Genomic DNA, 19,634 nt, shown 5'->3' on the forward strand with positions numbered 1-19,634 from the left:
AACAAAGCCTGGGCTTGGGAAAGTCCGGGCTTTGCGCATAAAAAAAGGTTGTGCCAGCATTTTGACACAACCTCCTTTTGTTATACTGGGCTTATTTCCCTGTCTTGGCTTAGGGTTGAGTCTCTGTATGAAGCAAAAGAAGAAACTTTATCCGATAGCATAGCCGTTGGCAATCCGGCAAAGGTAATCCGGAAAATGAAGCAAAAAAAAATAATAGTATAAGTATTTGAAAATCAGAGTATATTATTAATTGGTTAAAAAAATATCGAAAAATATTATGCAAAAGTTTTGGTAATATCAAAATAAGCTGTATCTTTGCATCGCTTTTGAAACGGAAGTGTACGGGCGTTTAGCTCAGCTGGTTCAGAGCATCTGCCTTACAAGCAGAGGGTCGGCGGTTCGAATCCGTCAACGCCCACAAAAATCCAAAACACTTTCGTTCATCAAAAGGGCGTTTAGCTCAGCTGGTTCAGAGCATCTGCCTTACAAGCAGAGGGTCGGCGGTTCGAATCCGTCAACGCCCACTGGAAATTTTGTTCGAAAGTGGTCTTGCAAGCGATTGTAAGGCCATTTTTTTTATCCATTGACTTCCTTTTCTTAAAATCTTTATCCTTTATGTCTTGTTACTCAGAAAAAAGCAGTAATTTTGCAATCCGATAATTATCATCATAAATACGACGTATGAAACTTGATTTACTTACCGCAATCTCTCCGATTGACGGTCGATACAGAGGCAAAACGGATGTTTTGTCTGCCTATTTCTCAGAATTTGCACTGATTAAATACCGTGTACAGGTTGAAGTGGAGTACTTTATCACGCTGTGTGAGCTGCCTTTGCCGCAGTTGAAAGGGGTGGATAAAGGTGTTTTCGAAACCTTGAGAAACATTTATCGTAATTTTTCCGAAGCCGACGCACAACGCATTAAGGACATTGAGAGCGTGACGAACCATGATGTGAAGGCTGTGGAGTATTTCTTGAAAGAAGAGTTTGACAAATTGGGTGGTATGGACGACTATAAGGAGTTCATCCATTTCGGCTTGACTTCACAAGACATCAACAATACGTCTGTTCCTTTGTCTGTAAAGGAAGCGCTGGAGCAAGTGTATTATCCCCAAATAGAGGAACTGATAGCGCAACTCCGCACTTATGCGGAAGAGTGGGCTGCTATTCCCATGCTTGCCAAGACGCACGGGCAACCGGCTTCGCCTACCCGTTTGGGTAAGGAAATAATGGTGTTTGTCTACCGTCTGGAACGCCAGCTGGCAACGCTGAAGGCTTGTCCGGTGACAGCAAAGTTCGGTGGCGCTACGGGTAATTATAATGCCCATCATGTGGCTTATCCGGAATATGACTGGAAGGTGTTCGGCGATAAGTTCGTTTCCGAAAAACTTGGTTTGGAACGCGAGGAGTATACTACCCAGATATCCAATTACGATAATCTGTCTGCTATTTTTGATGCCATGAAGCGCATCAATACGGTGATGATTGATATGAACCGTGATTTCTGGCAATATATATCTATGGAATACTTCAAGCAGAAGATTAAAGCCGGTGAAGTGGGCTCCAGTGCGATGCCGCACAAGGTGAACCCGATTGACTTTGAAAATGCGGAAGGAAACTTGGGCATGGCGAATGCCATTCTTGAACACTTGGCGGTGAAACTGCCGGTTTCTCGTTTGCAGCGTGACTTGACGGACTCTACTGTACTCCGAAATGTGGGTATGCCGTTCGGGCATATCATTATTGCCATACAAAGTTCCTTGAAGGGCTTGCGCAAGCTGCTGCTGAACGAGCCGGCTATCTACCGTGACCTGGACAACTGCTGGAGTGTGGTGGCCGAAGCTATCCAGACCATCCTGCGCCGTGAGGCTTATCCGCATCCCTATGAAGCGTTGAAAGCGCTGACTCGTACCAATCAGGCCATTACGGAAGTGTCCATCAAGGAATTTATAGAAGGGCTGAGTGTAAGTGAAGAGATAAAGAAAGAATTGCGGGTGATTACTCCCCATACTTATACGGGAATTTAAGTAATCACAGAGGTGTGCCGGATGAATTTTAACTTTTTAGTCCGGCAATTGTTATAGAAACATATAAAATTCAAGGTATAATAGAGACAATGAATGGCCGTGAGGCCAAGGTTTAATTTTATTCGAATAAAAAACAATGAGTACAGAAAACGAAATTTGGCGTGATGCTTCTTTCTCAGAGGAGAACTCAGGTGCCGGCCGCGATGGTAACCAATTCAGCAAGGAGGGTGGCTACAGCCGCCCGTCTTACAACCGTGATAATGGCGACCGTCCTTATCGCCCTAGATTTAACAGTGAGAACGGTGATCGTTCGCAGCGTCCTTATAACAGTGACCGTCCTTATCGTCCGCGCTTTAATGTCGGTGCAGACAATGGTGACCGTCCGCAGCGTCCTCGTTACAATAACGATAATAGCGACCGTCCCTATCGTCCGCGCTATAACAGCGAAGGCGGTGACCGTCCGCAACGTCCTTATGGAAACAATTCGGGCGACCGTCCCTATCGTCCGCGCTATAGCAGCGAAGGTGGCGACCGTCCGCAACGCTCTTATAACAGTGACCGTCCGCAGCGCCCGCGCTATGGCAATGAAGGTGTTGACCGTCCGCAACGTCCTTATAACAGCGACCGCTCTTGTAATACAGACCGTCCCTATCGTCCGCGCTATAACAGCGAAGATGGCGACCGTCCGCAGCGTCCTCGCTACAATAATGAAGGTGGTGATCGTCCTTATCGTCCGCGCTTCAATTCGGGTGGTGGAAGACCGGGTGGATACGGTAATAGAGACAGCTATAGCCGTCCTATCCGTCGTTCAGCCGATTATGATCCCAATGCTAAGTACAGCAAGAAGAAACAGATAGAATATAAGGAGCAGTTTGTAGACCCGAACGAGCCTATCCGTCTGAACAAATTCCTGGCTAATGCCGGTGTCTGTTCCCGTCGCGAGGCTGATGAATTCATCACTGCCGGAGTTGTTTCTGTAAATGGAGAGGTGGTGACGGAATTGGGAACCAAGATTAAGCGTGGCGATGAAGTGAAGTTCCATGACCAGACGGTCAGCATCGAACGTAAGATTTACGTCCTGCTGAACAAGCCTAAAGATACAGTGACTACTTCGGATGATCCTCAAGCACGTCGCACGGTGATGGATTTGGTGAAAGGTGCTTGCAACGAACGTATCTATCCGGTAGGTCGTCTGGACCGCAATACTACAGGCGTATTGCTGCTGACAAATGATGGTGACCTGGCCTCTAAGCTGACGCATCCCAAGTATCTGAAAAAGAAAATATATCATGTGCATTTGGATAAGAATCTGACAAAAGCCGATATGGAGCAGATTGCCGCCGGTATCCAATTGGATGACGGGGAAATTCGTGCAGATGCCATCAGTTATACGGATGACTTTAAGAAAGATGATGTCGGCATCGAAATTCACTCTGGTAAGAACCGTATCGTACGTCGTATTTTCGAGTCGTTGGGATACAAGGTGATGAAGCTGGATCGTGTTTATTTTGCCGGTTTAACCAAGAAAGGCCTGCGCCGCGGTGAATGGCGTTATCTCACGGAACAAGAGGTGAACTTCCTGCGCATGGGATCTTTTGAGTAATATATATAATAAGGTATAATAACTGTTTTATGGAAAAGATTAGTAGAACAAAGATTATTGACCTGCTGAAGTGTGAGGATTTTGGCGCTATGGTCAATGTGAAGGGATGGGTTCGTACCCGCAGAGGTAGTAAGCAAGTAAACTTTATCGCGCTGAATGACGGTTCTACAATAAATAATGTGCAGATTGTAGTGGATTTGGGCAACTTCGATGAAGAGATGCTGAAAGAGATTACTACCGGTGCTTGTTTGAGTGTAAACGGTGTGCTGACGGAATCTGTCGGTTCCGGTCAGAAGGCCGAAGTGCAGGCCCGCGAAATCGAAGTGCTGGGAACTTGCGATAACACGTATCCGTTGCAGAAGAAAGGCCATTCCATGGAGTTCCTCCGTGAAATAGCTCATCTGCGTCCTCGTACCAATACGTTCGGTGCGGTGTTCCGTATTCGTCATAACATGGCAATTGCCATCCACAAGTTCTTCCATGACAGAGGATTCTTTTATTTCCATACCCCAATCATCACGGCTTCCGATTGTGAGGGTGCCGGACAGATGTTCCAGGTGACTACGAAGAATCTGTATGACTTGAAGAAAGATGAGAACGGTTCCATTATTTATGACGACGACTTTTTCGGGAAGCAGGCCAGTCTGACGGTTTCCGGGCAGTTGGAAGGTGAACTTGCTGCTACTGCATTGGGAGCCATCTATACATTCGGTCCTACATTCCGTGCCGAGAACTCCAATACTCCCCGCCACTTGGCGGAGTTCTGGATGATTGAGCCGGAAGTGGCGTTCAATGATATTACGGACAATATGGATTTGGCGGAAGACTTCATCAAGCATTGTGTGCGGTGGGCTTTGGACAACTGTGCCGATGACGTGAAGTTCCTCAATGACATGTTCGACAAAGGGTTGATTGAGCGTCTGCAAGGTGTCTTGAAAGAAAGCTTCGTGCGCCTGCCTTATACGGAAGGTATCAAGATACTGGAAGAGGCTGTTGCCAAAGGACATAAGTTTGAATTTCCGGTATACTGGGGAGTTGACTTGGCTTCCGAACATGAGCGCTATCTGGTGGAAGACCACTTCAAGCGTCCGGTTATCCTGACTGACTATCCTAAGGAAATCAAGGCGTTCTATATGAAACAGAACGAAGACGGCAAGACTGTGCGTGCTATGGATGTGCTCTTCCCGAAGATTGGTGAAATTATTGGCGGTTCCGAGCGTGAGTCGGATTACAACAAGCTGATGACGCGTATTGACGAACTCCATATACCGATGAAAGATATGTGGTGGTATCTTGATACCCGTAAGTTTGGTACGTGTCCCCACTCCGGATTCGGTTTGGGCTTTGAGCGTCTGTTGCTGTTCGTGACGGGCATGACAAATATCCGTGATGTCATACCGTTCCCGCGTACGCCGCGTAACGCTGAGTTTTAGTTCTCGGAACATACGGATTATATAAGACCGCACAAACATTTTGTTGTTTGTGCGGCTTTTTTTTGTATCTAAAAGTGTTACAATCTCGAAATAAATCTTTATATTTGTGTCTGATGGAATGGCATAACGTTAACCAATATCATACGAATATGAAACGAAACTATTTCTTTACCATGCTGGCGGCGGTGCTGTTTGCGGTAGTGGAATCCAATGCGCAGGAGAGTATAAAGTTTAAGCCTGCAGATTTGGCAGGAATTTGGCAGTTATGTCATTATGTGTCCGAAATCCCGGATGTGCCCGGGATATTGAAACCGAGTAATACCTTTAAGGTGCTAAGCGATGATGGTCGCATTGTTAATTTTACGATTATTCCGGGCAAGGATGCCATCATTACGGGATATGGTACTTATCAACGGCTGACGGATAATTCTTATAAAGAAAGCATCGAGAAAAACATCCATCTGCCCATGCTGGACCATAAAGACAATATCTTGGAATTTGAAATAGGGGATGATGGGGTGATGTATCTGAAGTATTTTATAGCCAAGGATTTGAATGGGAATGAACTGAATACATGGTTTCATGAAACATGGAAGCGGATAGATATGCCTTCGAAATTCCCTGAAGACATTGTCCGCTGATGCTTTTACCCCTTTTCACGTTTCTTTCTCAATATAACTTTAAAAGCCTTTTATGACGGTATCGGCCGATGAAAGGCTTATCCTAAAGAGTTGTCCTACGGAGATTCTTCCGTTTCTCCGCAGGATAACCTTGTCTATTGTATATCAGCCAAGTGGCTCTCTAAAAAAAAGTGGAAAACTTTTGCCAGTTCTAAGAAAAACCGTACCTTTGCAAGCCGATTATTATCTCAAAAGGATAAGCATTTAATTCATAGTGAGTTAATCTTTCATTGTCCGGGATGATTGGCTTGCGGTGAAGAGAAACATTTAGTAGTAACATTTAAAAAACAATTAAGAGTGGATACTTTAAGTTACAAGACCATTTCTGCAAACAAGGCTACAGTGACTAAAGAATGGGTCATTGTTGACGCTACAGACCAGGTGTTGGGCCGTCTGGGCGCAAAAGTTGCGAAACTGTTGAGAGGAAAGTATAAACCTAACTTTACTCCTCACGTAGATTGCGGCGATAATGTAATCATTATCAATGCCGACAAAGTAAAATTAACCGGTAACAAGTGGAATGACAAGGTATATCTGTCATATACAGGTTATCCCGGCGGTCAGAGAGAAATCACTCCTGCTCGTTTGCAGGCAAAACCGAACGGTGATGACAAGTTGCTGAGAAAAGTAGTAAAGGGTATGTTGCCTAAAAACAAGTTGGGCGCACAATTGCTGGGTAATATGTATGTATATGCCGGCAGCGAGCACAAACACGAGGCACAGAACCCGAAAATGATTGATATTAACGTACTTAAATAAGAGATAATGGAAGTAGTAAATGCATTAGGCAGACGTAAAAGTGCAATTGCACGTATTTTCGTAAGCGAAGGTACCGGAAAGATTACTATTAATAAGAGAGACCTCGCAGAGTACTTTCCATCAAGCATTCTTCAGTATGTAGTTAAACAGCCGTTGAACAAGCTGGGTGTTGCTGAAAAGTACGACATCAAAGTTAATCTCTGCGGTGGCGGTTTCACCGGACAGTCTCAGGCTTTGCGTTTGGCAATTGCCCGCGCACTGGTGAAAATCAATGCTGAGGACAAGGCTGCTCTCCGTTCTGAAGGCTTCATGACTCGTGATCCTCGTTCTGTTGAACGTAAGAAACCGGGACAACCGAAAGCACGTCGTAGATTCCAGTTCAGTAAACGTTAAGAGTTGGAGAACGGTTGGGGCGGACAAGTTGCTTAATTCTCAACTTTCACCTCTCAACTCTCAACTGAAAAAGCGTTTAGTATCTAAACTACCGGGACTCTTCAGATTCAGACTACCCGGCGGTTGGTTTAGAAGAAACAAAAAAGAAAGTAAACGATTAATTTAAAAGAAAATGTCTAGAACAAATTTTGATACATTATTGGAAGCCGGTTGCCACTTCGGTCACTTGAAAAGAAAGTGGAACCCTGCAATGGCTCCTTACATCTTCATGGAGCGCAATGGTATTCATATCATTGACCTCAACAAGACGGTTGCTAAAATTGACGAAGCTGCTGAAGCTTTGAAGCAAATCGCTAAATCAGGAAAGAAAGTCCTGTTTGTTGCTACTAAAAAACAAGCTAAGCAGGTGGTTGCCGACAAGGCTGCATCTGTAAATATGCCTTATGTAATCGAGCGTTGGCCGGGTGGTATGTTGACTAACTTCCCGACTATCCGTAAGGCTGTGAAGAAGATGGCTACCATCGACAAGTTGACTAACGACGGTACCTATTCAAACCTCTCCAAAAGAGAGATTCTTCAGATTTCACGTCAACGTGCAAAATTGGACAAGACTTTAGGCTCTATCGCTGACCTGACTCGTCTGCCGTCTGCCCTGTTCGTTATCGACGTGATGAAGGAAAACATCGCAGTTCGTGAAGCTAACCGTCTGGGTATTCCCGTATTCGGTATCGTTGATACAAACTCCGATCCTACAAACATCGATTTCGTAATCCCGGCAAATGATGATGCTACTAAGTCTGTAGAGGTGATTCTTGATGCTTGCTGCGCTGCTATGCAGGAAGGTCTGGAAGAACGTAAGGCTGAAAAGGTAGATATGGAAGCTGCCGGTGAAGCTCCTGCAAACAAAGGCAAGAAGAAAGCTACAAAAGCAAGACTCGACAAGTCCGATGAGGAAGCAATCAATGCTGCTAAGGCTGCTGCTTTCATGAAGGAAGAAGAAGAGGCTTAATCATACTGTTGAGAGTTGAGAATTGAAAGTTGAGAGTTACTTTACAGCAATTCTCAATTCTCTATTCTCAGCTCTCAATTACTTTATAAAGATATTATTAACAATTAAAATAGAAAGATATTATGGCTGTAAGTATGGCTGATATAACCAAGCTCCGCAAGATGACCGGTGCTGGTATGATGGATTGCAAGAATGCTTTGACAGAAGCTGAAGGCGATTTCGACAAGGCAATGGAAATTATCCGTAAGAAGGGACAAGCTGTTGCAGCTAAGCGTTCAGACCGCGAGGCTTCTGAAGGCTGTGTGCTGGCTAAGACTACGGGTGACTTTGCCGTTGTCATCGCTCTGAAGTGCGAAACTGACTTCGTGGCTCAGAATGCTGATTTCGTGAAACTGACTCAAGATATTCTAGACCTTGCCGTAGCTAACAAGTGCAAGACTTTGGACGAAGTAAAAGCTCTGCCGATGGGTAACGGTACTGTACAGGATGCAGTAACAGACCGTAGCGGTATCACTGGCGAGAAGATGGAGTTGGATGGTTACATGACTGTAGAAGGCGCAAGCACTGTAGTCTATAACCACATGAACAGAAACGGTCTCTGCACCATCGTTGCTTTCAACAAGGCTGTTGAAGAAGGATTGGCTAAGCAGGTTGCCATGCAGATTGCTGCTATGAGTCCGATTGCAGTAGACGAAGACGGCGTATCTGAAGAAATCAAACAGAAGGAAATTGATGTTGCTATCGAAAAGACAAAAGCTGAACAAGTACAGAAGGCTGTTGAAGCTGCTTTAAAAAAGGCTGGTATCAATCCGGCTCACGTGGACAGCGAAGACCACATGGAAAGCAACATGGCTAAAGGCTGGATTACTGCTGAAGACGTGGCAAAGGCAAAGGAAATCATTGCTACTGTTTCTGCCGAGAAGGCTGCAAACCTGCCCGAACAAATGATTCAGAATATTGCTAAGGGGCGTCTTGGCAAGTTCTTGAAGGAAGTTTGCTTGCTGAACCAGGAAGACATCATGGACGGTAAGAAGACAGTTAGAGAAGTATTGAAGGAAGCTGATCCTGAATTGAAGGTTGTTGACTTCAAGCGTTTTACTTTGCGTGCTGAATAATTCCGCTTAGAGACGATTTAATAAAAAGAAGTGACCGTATTGGGAGTAAATCCTGAACGGTCACTTTTTTTGTGTCTTTTCGGTTGTTTTGAAGCGGAGGATATGCTTGAGTTCATCCCACGGGTTTGGTCTGCGTGTATCCTTCTGATTTCAGCAGTTCGATGACTCTCTGCTTGAAGTCGCCTTGCACGATGATTTCTCCATCTTTGGCACTTCCGCCTACTCCACATTTGCTTTTCAGCAATTTGCCCAGTTCTTTCAAGTCATTATCGGTGCCCACGAAGCCGGTGACAAGGGTGACGACTTTGCCACCCCGGTTCTTGCGGTCCAGTTGTACGCGCAAGCGTTGTTGTGTGGGGGGAAGGGTAGTTTCCTCCTTGTCGTCGCTCATCTCATAGTTGTAGTCCGGATTGGTGGAATAGACTATATTCAACCGGTCTTTCCAATCATTATTTTTCATATTTCTTTCTTTTAGACTTTCCAAAAGTACAATATTGTGTGGAATTATGCAATTAGAAATTATGTTAAGCTTTTGTTGCATCCGTATCACGGATTAGAAAAAAGCATTACTTTTGTCAATCACAATATTGAGAACTTAAATAAGGAACTATGAGCAGTACGTTACAGAAAAAAGAAACCATGAAGGTGCCGGAGCCTACCTTGCGCCGACTTCCGTGGTATCTTTCCAATGTAAAGTTGCTGAAACAAAAGGGGGAGCGATTCGTATCATCCACCCAGATTTCCAAGGAAATCAATATTGATGCTTCACAGATTGCCAAAGACCTTTCGTATGTCAATATCTCGGGGCGTACGCGTGTGGGCTATGAAGTGGATACACTGATAGCTGTACTGGAGGATTTTTTGGGATTTACAAATATGCACAAAGCCTTTCTGTTTGGTGTAGGAAGTTTGGGAGGTGCCTTGTTGCGCGACTCGGGTCTGAGCCATTTCGGCTTGGAGATTGTGGCTGCTTTCGATGTGAAGCCCGAACTGGTGGGTACTACGTTGAGTGGCATCCCCATCTATCACTCGGACAAGTTCAAGCAGAAGATGCAGGAGTACGATGTCAATATAGGCGTGTTGACGGTGCCTATCGAAATAGCCCAGCAGATAACGGATTCCATGGTAGAGGGCGGTATCAAGGCTGTATGGAACTTCACTCCGTTCCGTATCCGTGTTCCCGAAAACATTGTCGTGCAGAACACTTCCCTTTATGCCCATCTGGCTGTAATGTTTAACAGACTGAACTTTAACGAAATCAAGTAATGAAGATTATTGCTGTAGGAATGAACTATGCTCTGCACAACAAGGAGCTGGGACATACACACGAGAATAATGAACCGGTTATTTTCTTGAAACCCGATTCGGCCATTCTGAAAGATGGCAAGCCTTTCTTTATCCCCGACTTTTCTGATGAGGTGCATTACGAGACGGAAGTGGTCGTACGCATCTGCCGTTTGGGAAAGAACATTGCACCCCGTTTTGCGCATCGCTATTACGATGCGGTGACGGTGGGCATCGACTTCACAGCACGCGACTTGCAACGTAAGTTCCGTGAGGCGGGTAATCCGTGGGAGCTTTGCAAAGGTTTCGACAATTCGGCAGCTATCGGCACCTTTGTCCCTTTGGAACAAGTGGGCGGCAATGTACAGAATTTGGACTTCCATTTGACGATTGATGATAAGGAGGTGCAACGCGGTCATACATCGGATATGCTTTTTCAGGTAGATGAAATCATTGCTTATGTCAGCCGCTTCATGACCTTGAAAATCGGTGACTTGCTGTTCACGGGTACCCCTGTGGGAGTAGGTCCCGTCAGCATCGGACAGCATTTGCAGGGCTATCTTGGGGAAGAGAAAGTACTTGACTTCAATATCCGCTGAGCAGCATTCGGGATTTTTGTCCGTAAACCTCTATGTTAGCTTACTAAACTTCTGCTTTATAAAGCTAAAGTACCCCTTTACTAATTTCGTCCAAACATCTTTTGTCCAAAGAACTTTGTAATCAACGGGTAAATGTTTACTTTTGTGATGTAATCTTGAACTATAGACAGAGAAACCGTACTGCATGAAACGTTTGTTTGCCATCCTTTTCGCTTTGTTTTGCACTATGCCTTTATTCTGCCAAGATAGAGAGGTGGATTCATTGCTTCGGGTGCTTGATGCATCTGTGCAGGGGCGTGAACGATATACACTGGAACGTCAGTCTCAAATTAATGCCTTGCAGTGCCAGCTGAAGGCTACCCGTTCCGATGCGGAATTACTGGAAATCTACCAGGAGTTGTTCGGCAAATACAGCGCCTACCGCATGGACTCTGCCTTGTGGGCAGCAAATCGTTGCGTGGAAGTAGCCCAGCGTATGTCCGTAGCATCGCATCTCTACTCTGCCCGTATGCGTGTGGCAGAGGTGATGATTGGTACAGGAATGTATAAGGAAGGACTGGAAATTTTGGAAGACATTCCCCAGGAGGAACTGGGTGCGATAGATATGTTCTACTACTATAATCTTTATCATAAAGTGTACACGCTGATGGCATCCTATGCTTTTTCAGAAGAATTGCAGGCGTCATACTCCCGGCTGGCATATCAGTACAAAGACTCCATTCTGCGTGTGAAGCGTCCCGATTCGCAAGGCTATCAACTGACTTTGGGCGACAAACTACTGTATGAGGGTAAGTATGACGAAGCCATAGGTGTTTTGGAGGGTTGCTATGATATCCATAGCCAGAAGGACTTCAGCCTTGCCATTCCTTCTGTTGCATTGGCAAGCGTTTATGGTGCCAAAGGAGACCACAAGCAGGAAAAGAAATATCTTACCATCTCGGCAATAGCCGACGTGCAAAGCGGAACAAAGGAATACATTTCGCTTTGGAAACTTGCCAACCTGCTCTATGGCGAGGGCGACATAGAACGTGCGTATACCTATATGGAATGCTCCATGCAAGATGCTACCTTCTGTAATGCTCGCTACCGTACGATGGAGATTTCGGGGATGTTGCCCGTCATCAACTCCACCTACGAGGCCAAGTTGCATGAGGAAAAAGAACAGCTGGTCACCTTATTTATATGGATATCCATCCTGGCGGCAGTATTGCTGGTGGCCTTGGTCTATATTTATCATCAGATGAAGCGCCTTTCCCTTGCCAGAAAGACCATGGATGACATGAACAAGGAATTGAAGCACATCAACGGTGACTTGCAGGAACTGAATGCTCGGTTGCAGGAGTCGAACCGTGTGAAGGAGGAGTACATCGGCTACGTCTTCAACATGTGTTCCGTCTATATAGACAAGCAGGAAGAATTCCGCAAGATGCTGGCAAGGAAAGTGAAGGCCGGGCAGCTGGACGACCTGGTGAAAACCATCCACTCCACCACCTTTGTCACCGGCGAGTTGAAAGAATTCTTCCATACGTTCGACAGCGTCTTCCTGAAACTCTATCCTAAGTTTGTGAACGACTTTAATAACCTTTTGCAGGAGAACGAGCGCATCTATCCTAAAGAGGGCGAACTGCTGACTCCGGAACTCCGTGTGTTTGCCTTGATTCGGTTGGGAATTTCAGATAGCGGAAAGATTGCCACCTTCCTGCATTACTCTTCGCAGACCGTATATAATTACCGCTTGAAAGTGCGGAGCAAATCCTTTCTTTCTAAAGAAGATTTCCTGAATATGGTGCAGAAAATAGGGTAAAACTCCTCCTATGCCCTTTATGTGAATCTACTTTCTTACTTTCTGCTGATTTTCACAATATGCTGTTTTTTAATGTTTTATAGATAAAGCTAATCTGCTTGCGTCTACTTTAAGCTTCTACTCGCCTTTTTCGCGGGACAGTTAATCATATACCTTTGCAACATCGACAAAAGATTAAAGTTAACTGTAGTTTTTTGATAAGTATTAGTTAAGAAGATTGGGTATAAGGATTGCATGGAACCGGGCGTGCTTGGTTCCTTTTCTTGGCAAACATTATTTTTATTAACTATATATTGTATTATATGAAAAGCATGATTAAAATCGCAAAGAGTATTCTCCCGTTGCTGGGATTGCTCTTGTCTTTGTCACTTTCGGCACAAGATATTGCAGTGAAAGGACATGTGAAAGACCACACAGGTGAACCACTGATTGGGGCTAACATCTTGATAAAGAGTACCTCTGTGGGAACTATCTCTGATGTGGACGGTAACTTTACTTTGAAAGCTGCCGTCAATGATATTCTCTCCATTACATGTATCGGTTTTAAGGGCCAGGAACTGACGGTTACCGGCAGCAATACACCGCTCGTCATCACTTTGCAGGAAGACACGGAGATGCTGGACGAAGTCGTTGTAATCGGTTATGGTCAAGTGAAGAAAGGAGATGTCACTGGTTCTCTGCTAACTGTGAAGCCGGACGAGCTGAACAAAGGAAAGCAATTGACTGCCGAAGACGCTCTGGTGGGTAAGGTTGCCGGTGTGAACATTGTACCGGGCAGCGGTGCTCCGGGCAGCGGCGGTACCATCCGTATCCGTATGGGAGCTTCTTTGTCAGCAGACAACGACCCACTGATAGTTATCGACGGTGTGCCTGTCAGCAACGCCTCCATCAGCTCTATCAACCCGAATGACATTGCTTCGTTTACGGTATTGAAAGATGCTTCGGCAACAGCCATCTACGGTTCGCGTGCCTCCAACGGTGTCATCATTATCACTACGAAGAAAGGAAACACCGACGGTGTTTCACGTCCCTCTTTCAGCTACAGTGCCAACGTGGCGGTGGGCAATGTGTATAAGAAACTGGATGTACTTTCCGCTTCCGAATATCGCGAAGCCTTTGCCAAGTATGCCAATGCTCCGGAGGCTTTCAAGCTGGGTGATGTCAATACCGACTGGCAGGATGAAATCTACCGCGTGGCAATGGGTACAGACCACAACCTCTCCATGACTGGTGCTTTGAAGAATATGCCTTACCGCGTGTCCGTGGGCTATACCAACCAGAACGGTACGTTGAAAAACAACAACTACCAGCGCCTCAATGCCAGTATCGGTTTGTCGCCCAAGTTCTTCGACAAGCATCTCTCTGTTGACATCAATATCAAGGGTAGCATCGAGGACGAAAAGCCGGTTTCCACCAGTGTCATCGGAAGTGCCGTAGGTTTCGACCCTACACGCCCTGTATATCAGAACTATGACGGTAATGTAGGTTTGGGGTACTATATGTGGATGGGTGTAAGTAATACCCCCATCACGCTAGCTGCCTCAAACCCCGTCTCCGACTTGGAACTTGCCGACAAGCAGAACAATACCAAACGCTCCATCGGTAATATTGCCCTCGATTATAAAATACACGGTTTTGAAGACTTTCGACTGAACCTGAACATGGGGTATGATTTCCTGACGGAAGACAAACACGATAACATGCCTGACTTGGCCCCCGCCATGTACACCGGCAACGAACAGGATGGTACCGGAAAGCGTTATACATATCATAACGACAAACGCAATACACTACTCGACTTCTACGCCAACTATGCCAAAGACTTCAACGACCATAACCTCAATGCCATGGCTGGTTACGGCTGGCAACGTTTCTGGTACAAGAACCATGATACCACTACCGACACCAAGGGTGAGGATCTTACCTCTCCCAAGCACGAGGAAGCTGAACTCTACCTGCTCTCCTTCTACGGTCGATTGAACTACTCTTGGAAACAGCGTTATATGCTGACTGCTACGTTACGTGCCGATGCTTCTTCTCGCTTCTCGCCCGAGACCCGTTGGGGCTACTTCCCTTCCGTAGCCGCTGCATGGCGTGTGAACGATGAGGCTTTCTTGGCAGACAACAAAGTAATGTCCGACCTAAAACTCCGTTTGAGCTACGGTCAGACCGGCCAGCAGTCCATCGGTTCCTACTACCAGCATTTGTCCACCTATACTGCATCTTACGATGAGTCCAGATACTTGTTCGGTAACAAGTGGTACACCACCTACCGCCCCAACGGCTACGATCCCAACATTAAATGGGAGACTACGGAAACTTACAACATCGGTATCGACTACGGTTTCTTGAACAACCGCATCTCGGGTACGATTGACTACTACTGGCGTAACACGAAAGACCTGCTGAACGACATTTTTGTACCTGCCGGCAGTAACTTCACCAACCGTATCGAAACCAACATCGGTGATATGGAAAGCAAAGGTCTTGAAATCGGTGTGAACTTGGTTCCCATCCAGACCAAAGATTGGGAATGGAACATCAGCGGTAACTTCACTTGGAATGCCTCAAAGATTACCAAGCTGAACACCATCGACAACGAGAGCAACTACGTAAAGACAGGTAACGCCGGAGGTACAGGCCGCTATCTGCAAGTACACATGGTAGGAGAGACTCCGAATACCTACTATCTACTGAAGCAAGCTTATGACGAAAACGGACAGCCGCTGGACGGTAAATACATTGCCAAAGACGGCTCCATCACTTCTAGCGAAGAAGACTCTAACAAGTACGTCACTGGTAAGAGTTCCAAGGCCCCTTACTATTGCGGTCTGTCCACCCGTCTGTCCTACAAGAATTGGGATTTGGGCATCAACGGACACGGTAGCTTCGGTTTCTATGTCTATAACTATGTGGCTGCTTCCAACTCCTTGGATGCACTCTATGGCAGCAACGGCGTTTCCAGCAACATCCTGCGTTCTACGCTCGAAAACAAGTTTACGCAAGACCGCCAGTTCACCGACCATTTCCTGGAGAGAGGCAACTTCTTCCGTATAGACAATATCACCATCGGTCATACGTTCAATAAACTGTGGAACGACGGGACATCGCTCCGTCTCTCCTTCGCCGTACAGAATGTATGCACTTTGAGCGGATACTCCGGTCTTGATCCGGAGCTTTATGACGGAATCGATAAAAACATCTATCAGCGTCCGCGTACGTTCATGCTGGGAGTTAACCTTAATTTTTAATGACTAAAAACAGATACATGATTATGAAAACTAGATATTTCAAATTAGTAACAGTATGTTTGCTGGCTGTGTCACTTTTTGCTTCTTGCCTGGGCGACCTGGATACATTGCCGCTGGATGATAACGAACTGACCGGTGAGATGGTGTACTCTACTCCCGAGGGCTATATCGGCATGATTGCCAAGTGTTATGCTGCCCTGATACAGACAGGGCAGAAGGGTGGTGACGGAGGAGACGGCGATGTGTCGGGCATCGATGAAGGATATTCTGGTTATACTCGTGCCTTGTTCTACTTGCAGGAAGCTTGTACGGATGAAATCGTATTCCAGTCCGGTGGCAGCAAGGGTGTACGTGCCATGCTTTACTTGAATTGGGATGCTTCTACTGAGATTGTGGGTTATCCTTATTACCGTCTTTTCATGACCATTAACTATTGCAACGAGTTCCTACGTGAATGTACAGAGAGCAAATTGCAGGAGAGAGGTGTGTATGAAGCCTTGAAAGACGAGTATCAATACTATTGTGCCGAAGCCCGCTTCATCCGTGCTTATAGTTACAGTATGCTCTGCGACCTTTACGGTTCTACACCCTTCGTGGACGAAACGATGGAAGTAGGTGACATGCCCGAGCAAGCCACTCGCGAGGAAATCTACAACTTTGTGGTGTCCGAACTGGAAGAATTGACCACCCTGCTGAAAGAACCCAAAAAGAACGAATATGCCCGTGTGGACCGTGTAGCAGCCTGGTTCTTGCTGTCACGTGTTTACTTGAATGCCGAAACTTGGGTAGGAAAGAATGAATACACAAACGCATACAAATATGCCAAAAAGGTAATTACGGAAGGTAATTATCCGCTGGCTTCCGATTATCGCCACATCTTCTTGGCAGACAATGAAACTTGTTCCGAAATCATCTGGCCGCTGGTGCAGGATGCAGACTATGCGCAAGGCAGCGCAGGTACTAACTTCCTGATTAAGGCGTTGATGAATGGAGATATGGGCAACTATATCCGGATAGGTGTGAACGGCACCTGGGGCAATGCCCGCGTAAAGACACAGCTGGTGGATATGTTCGAAGAAGAAGACCAGACTTTTGTGGCAGACGACATCTGGGGGAACGGCAAGAAAGACAAGCGTGCCCAATTCTTCTCTATTGGCCACACCAAAGAAACTTGGGTAGAAGGCAAGGAGTTCCAGAGCGATTTCAATAACGGCTACGCCTGCATCAAGTGGAGAAACGTGCGCAAAGACGGCAGTGAACTGGAACCAGGCGGCACGAAGTACTCCTCTGTCGATTATCCGATGTTCCGTACGGCAGATGCCTACTTGATGGCGGCTGAGGCTATTCTGCGTGGCGCCGAAGGTGGTTCGCGTACCGAAGCGTTGGAGTATGTGAATGAAATCAGAGACCGTGCTTACATGTCCGGCAAATATGGTAATGGCGTATCGGGACGCATCAGCGACAGTCGGTTGAATCTTGATTTCCTTTTGGATGAACGTGCCCGCGAGTTGCACATGGAGTTGGTTCGCCGTACAGACCTGATTCGTTTTGGTAAGTTCACCAAGGGATATAACTGGGACTGGAAAGGTAGTGACAATGGCGTGGCAGGTTCTTACATAGGTAAGGATGTGGACGACAAATACAACCTCTTCCCCATTCCGCAGGACGAGTTTACCACCAATCCTAATTTGACACAAAATCCTGATTTCTTGAACTGAAAAGCTTTATTATCCTATGAATTTTAGATTGAAACGAATCGTTTTTTCTACCATTCTTTTTGCCGCATCGGCTGTGCATACATCGTCGTATGCACAAGCCACGCGCGAAGAAATCTTCGATAACATTGCCGTTACCGGAGGAGTGTATTATGCCTATCCGGCACCGGGTGTACAGACCAAGGCACCGAAGGGTTACGAGCCTTTCTATATCAGTCACTTCGGACGTCATGGCTCGCGCTGGCTGATTTCTGACGAGGAGTATATCCGTGTGATGGAAGTGTTTGAAAAGGCACATCAGGCAGGTAAACTTACTCCGCTGGGCGAAGATGTGCGCAAGCGGTTGGCTATTGTCTGGGCAGATGCCGAAGGACGCGGTGGAGACTTGAGCCCAGTGGGCGTGGATCAGCAGCGCGGTATTGCCGAACGTATGTATCAGGCATTTCCCGAAGTCTTTAAAGGTGCGCCGGAGATGTCGGCATGTGCTACACTCGTAATACGTTGCGTACTCAGTATGGATGCCTTCTGCGAACGTCTGAAGGAATTCAATCCCCAACTGAAGATTGAGCGTGAATCTAGCAACAAATACATGCCTTACTTGAACTTTCATACGCAGGAAGCCATGAAGTTCACTTCGCACAAGGGCCCTTGGTACGAGGAGTTCCGCAAATTCGAGAAGAGCCATGTTCGTCCCGAACGTCTGATGAACTCACTTTTCTCCGATAAAGAGTTTGTCCATAAACGTGTGAATCCGGAGGAACTGATGCGCGGTCTTTATGCGATAGCCTCGGACATGCAGGACGTGGAGCAGGAAGTATCGTTCTATGATATTTTTGAGAAGCAAGAGTTATTCGACATTTGGCAGATACACAACTACAAGAACTACGTGTGCGACGGTCCCTCGCCCATGACCAACGGACTGATGGTGGCAAACGCCAAACCGACACTGGAGAACATCATTGCCGCTGCCGACGAGGCTATTGCTTCGGGTAGAAACTCGGCTACTTTCCGCTTTGCACATGATGGAAACATTATCCCCCTGGCAGGATTGATGAAGTTGGAGAACTGCTATAACGAGGAGGCCGACCCCGATAAGTTCTATCAGGCGTGGTGCAACTACAAGGTTGCGCCGATGGCAGGAAATATACAGCTGGTGTTCTTCCGCAAGAAAGGCTCGCCGGAAGATGTGATTGTAAAACTGTTGCTGCACGAGCATGAAGTAAGTATCCCGGTGAAGACGGATATGGCTCCTTTCTATCACTGGCAAGATGTGAGAGCTTTTTATAAAGGAATTGTAGACAGTCTGCCCGACAGACCGTAACATATTCTTCATGCTCCATACCGATTGCACGGTTTACGTTCGATTTTCTTTCCACAAGGGGAGCAAAAAACGGCGTAATCCGTGCAATTTGTGTCTTGTTCCTTCTCTTGTTCCTATTTTTTCCGTACTTTCGTCTCAACTTAAAGAAGTAACGATATGAAGATACGTGTAGGTTTCGGCTTTGATGTCCACCAACTGGTGGCAGGGCGCGAGCTTTGGCTGGGCGGTATCCGCCTGGAACATGAAAAGGGATTGTTGGGGCACTCGGATGCAGACGTGCTCATCCATACTATCTGTGACGCATTGCTGGGAGCGGCGAATATGCGCGACATCGGCTATCATTTTCCCGATACTGCCGGTGAGTTCAAGAATATAGACAGCAAGATTCTGTTAAAGAAAACAATAGAACTGATAGCTGCTAAAGGCTATTTGGTGGGTAATATTGATGCTACCATCTGCGCTGAGCGGCCTAAGTTGAAGTCCTATATTCCCGAAATGCAACGTACGCTTGCCGCGGTGATGGGAATAGACGAGGATGACATCTCCATCAAGGCCACCACCACGGAGAAACTCGGCTTTACGGGCAGGGAGGAAGGTATATCCGCCTATGCCACTGTATTGATAGTGAAGGAATGACATG

17 protein-coding genes and 2 tRNA genes are annotated in these 19,634 nt (G+C 46.3%); 18 read left to right on the forward strand and 1 reads right to left on the reverse strand.

Going from position 1 to position 19,634, the window contains the following annotated elements; all coding sequences use genetic code 11:
* From M1B78_RS09055 to tsf, 11 genes are all read left to right on the forward strand, one after another.
* On the forward strand, window positions 1–222 hold a 222-nt coding region (locus tag M1B78_RS09055; RefSeq protein ID WP_257940475.1), incomplete at its 5' end, for a hypothetical protein.
* 121 nt (window positions 223–343) lie between these two features.
* Window positions 344–418 (forward strand) — tRNA-Val (locus M1B78_RS09060).
* Window positions 419–449: 31 nt separating this feature from the next.
* Window positions 450–524: transfer RNA gene (locus M1B78_RS09065), tRNA-Val, on the forward strand.
* A gap of 157 nt (window positions 525–681) precedes the next feature.
* Complete coding sequence (gene purB, locus M1B78_RS09070; protein WP_136010321.1) at window positions 682–2,028, forward strand: adenylosuccinate lyase; 1,347 nt, start codon at window positions 682–684, stop codon at window positions 2,026–2,028.
* 136 nt (window positions 2,029–2,164) lie between these two features.
* Window positions 2,165–3,631 carry a pseudouridine synthase gene (locus tag M1B78_RS09075; RefSeq protein WP_257940476.1) on the forward strand — a complete coding sequence of 489 codons (1,467 nt, stop codon included), beginning with the start codon at window positions 2,165–2,167 and terminating at the stop codon, window positions 3,629–3,631.
* A gap of 29 nt (window positions 3,632–3,660) precedes the next feature.
* Window positions 3,661–5,064: an asparagine--tRNA ligase gene (asnS, locus tag M1B78_RS09080; protein WP_257940477.1), complete on the forward strand. Its 1,404-nt coding sequence runs from the start codon at window positions 3,661–3,663 to the stop codon at window positions 5,062–5,064.
* A gap of 149 nt (window positions 5,065–5,213) precedes the next feature.
* Window positions 5,214–5,705: a DUF4488 domain-containing protein gene (locus M1B78_RS09085; protein WP_257940478.1), complete on the forward strand. Its 492-nt coding sequence runs from the start codon at window positions 5,214–5,216 to the stop codon at window positions 5,703–5,705.
* A 336-nt stretch (window positions 5,706–6,041) separates the two neighbouring features.
* On the forward strand, window positions 6,042–6,503 hold the full coding sequence (gene rplM / locus M1B78_RS09090; RefSeq protein ID WP_176469011.1) for a 50S ribosomal protein L13: 462 nt from the start codon (window positions 6,042–6,044) through the stop codon (window positions 6,501–6,503).
* Between the two features lie 6 nt (window positions 6,504–6,509).
* Window positions 6,510–6,896 (forward strand): 30S ribosomal protein S9, encoded by a 387-nt coding sequence (rpsI, locus tag M1B78_RS09095; protein WP_005829603.1) that lies wholly within the window; start codon window positions 6,510–6,512, stop codon window positions 6,894–6,896.
* A 172-nt stretch (window positions 6,897–7,068) separates the two neighbouring features.
* Window positions 7,069–7,905 (forward strand): 30S ribosomal protein S2, encoded by an 837-nt coding sequence (gene rpsB / locus M1B78_RS09100; protein ID WP_136010324.1) that lies wholly within the window; start codon window positions 7,069–7,071, stop codon window positions 7,903–7,905.
* A gap of 122 nt (window positions 7,906–8,027) precedes the next feature.
* Window positions 8,028–9,020 (forward strand): translation elongation factor Ts, encoded by a 993-nt coding sequence (gene tsf / locus M1B78_RS09105; RefSeq protein ID WP_136010325.1) that lies wholly within the window; start codon window positions 8,028–8,030, stop codon window positions 9,018–9,020.
* 112 nt (window positions 9,021–9,132) lie between these two features.
* Here tsf and M1B78_RS09110 read toward each other — a convergent pair whose 3' ends face one another.
* Window positions 9,133–9,480 carry a translation initiation factor gene (locus tag M1B78_RS09110; RefSeq protein WP_257930854.1) on the reverse strand — a complete coding sequence of 116 codons (348 nt, stop codon included), beginning with the start codon at window positions 9,478–9,480 and terminating at the stop codon, window positions 9,133–9,135.
* A 149-nt stretch (window positions 9,481–9,629) separates the two neighbouring features.
* Between M1B78_RS09110 and M1B78_RS09115 the strand changes: the two genes are divergently transcribed.
* The 7 genes from M1B78_RS09115 (at window position 9,630) to ispF (ending at window position 19,630) form a co-directional block, all read left to right on the forward strand.
* Entirely contained in the window at window positions 9,630–10,286 is a 657-nt protein-coding gene (locus M1B78_RS09115) for a redox-sensing transcriptional repressor Rex (RefSeq protein ID WP_136010327.1), read from the forward strand.
* Window positions 10,286–10,903, forward strand: a complete 618-nt coding sequence (locus M1B78_RS09120; protein ID WP_136010328.1) for a fumarylacetoacetate hydrolase family protein — start codon at window positions 10,286–10,288, stop codon at window positions 10,901–10,903. The genes M1B78_RS09115 and M1B78_RS09120 overlap by 1 nt, the downstream gene beginning before the upstream one ends.
* A 184-nt stretch (window positions 10,904–11,087) precedes the next feature.
* Complete coding sequence (locus M1B78_RS09125; RefSeq protein ID WP_016274428.1) at window positions 11,088–12,707, forward strand: DUF6377 domain-containing protein; 1,620 nt, start codon at window positions 11,088–11,090, stop codon at window positions 12,705–12,707.
* A gap of 302 nt (window positions 12,708–13,009) precedes the next feature.
* Entirely contained in the window at window positions 13,010–15,958 is a 2,949-nt protein-coding gene (locus M1B78_RS09130) for a SusC/RagA family TonB-linked outer membrane protein (protein ID WP_257940479.1), read from the forward strand.
* A gap of 23 nt (window positions 15,959–15,981) precedes the next feature.
* On the forward strand, window positions 15,982–17,676 hold the full coding sequence (locus tag M1B78_RS09135) for a RagB/SusD family nutrient uptake outer membrane protein (RefSeq protein ID WP_005833437.1): 1,695 nt from the start codon (window positions 15,982–15,984) through the stop codon (window positions 17,674–17,676).
* A 16-nt stretch (window positions 17,677–17,692) separates the two neighbouring features.
* Complete coding sequence (locus tag M1B78_RS09140; RefSeq protein ID WP_005833436.1) at window positions 17,693–18,994, forward strand: histidine-type phosphatase; 1,302 nt, start codon at window positions 17,693–17,695, stop codon at window positions 18,992–18,994.
* A 156-nt stretch (window positions 18,995–19,150) separates the two neighbouring features.
* Window positions 19,151–19,630, forward strand: coding sequence for a 2-C-methyl-D-erythritol 2,4-cyclodiphosphate synthase (gene ispF, locus M1B78_RS09145; protein WP_005833434.1), 480 nt, complete (start codon window positions 19,151–19,153; stop codon window positions 19,628–19,630).
* Window positions 19,631–19,634 lie beyond the last annotated feature (4 nt).

The organism is Bacteroides muris (ex Fokt et al. 2023) (assembly GCF_024704895.1).
GTDB lineage: Bacteria > Bacteroidota > Bacteroidia > Bacteroidales > Bacteroidaceae > Bacteroides > Bacteroides muris.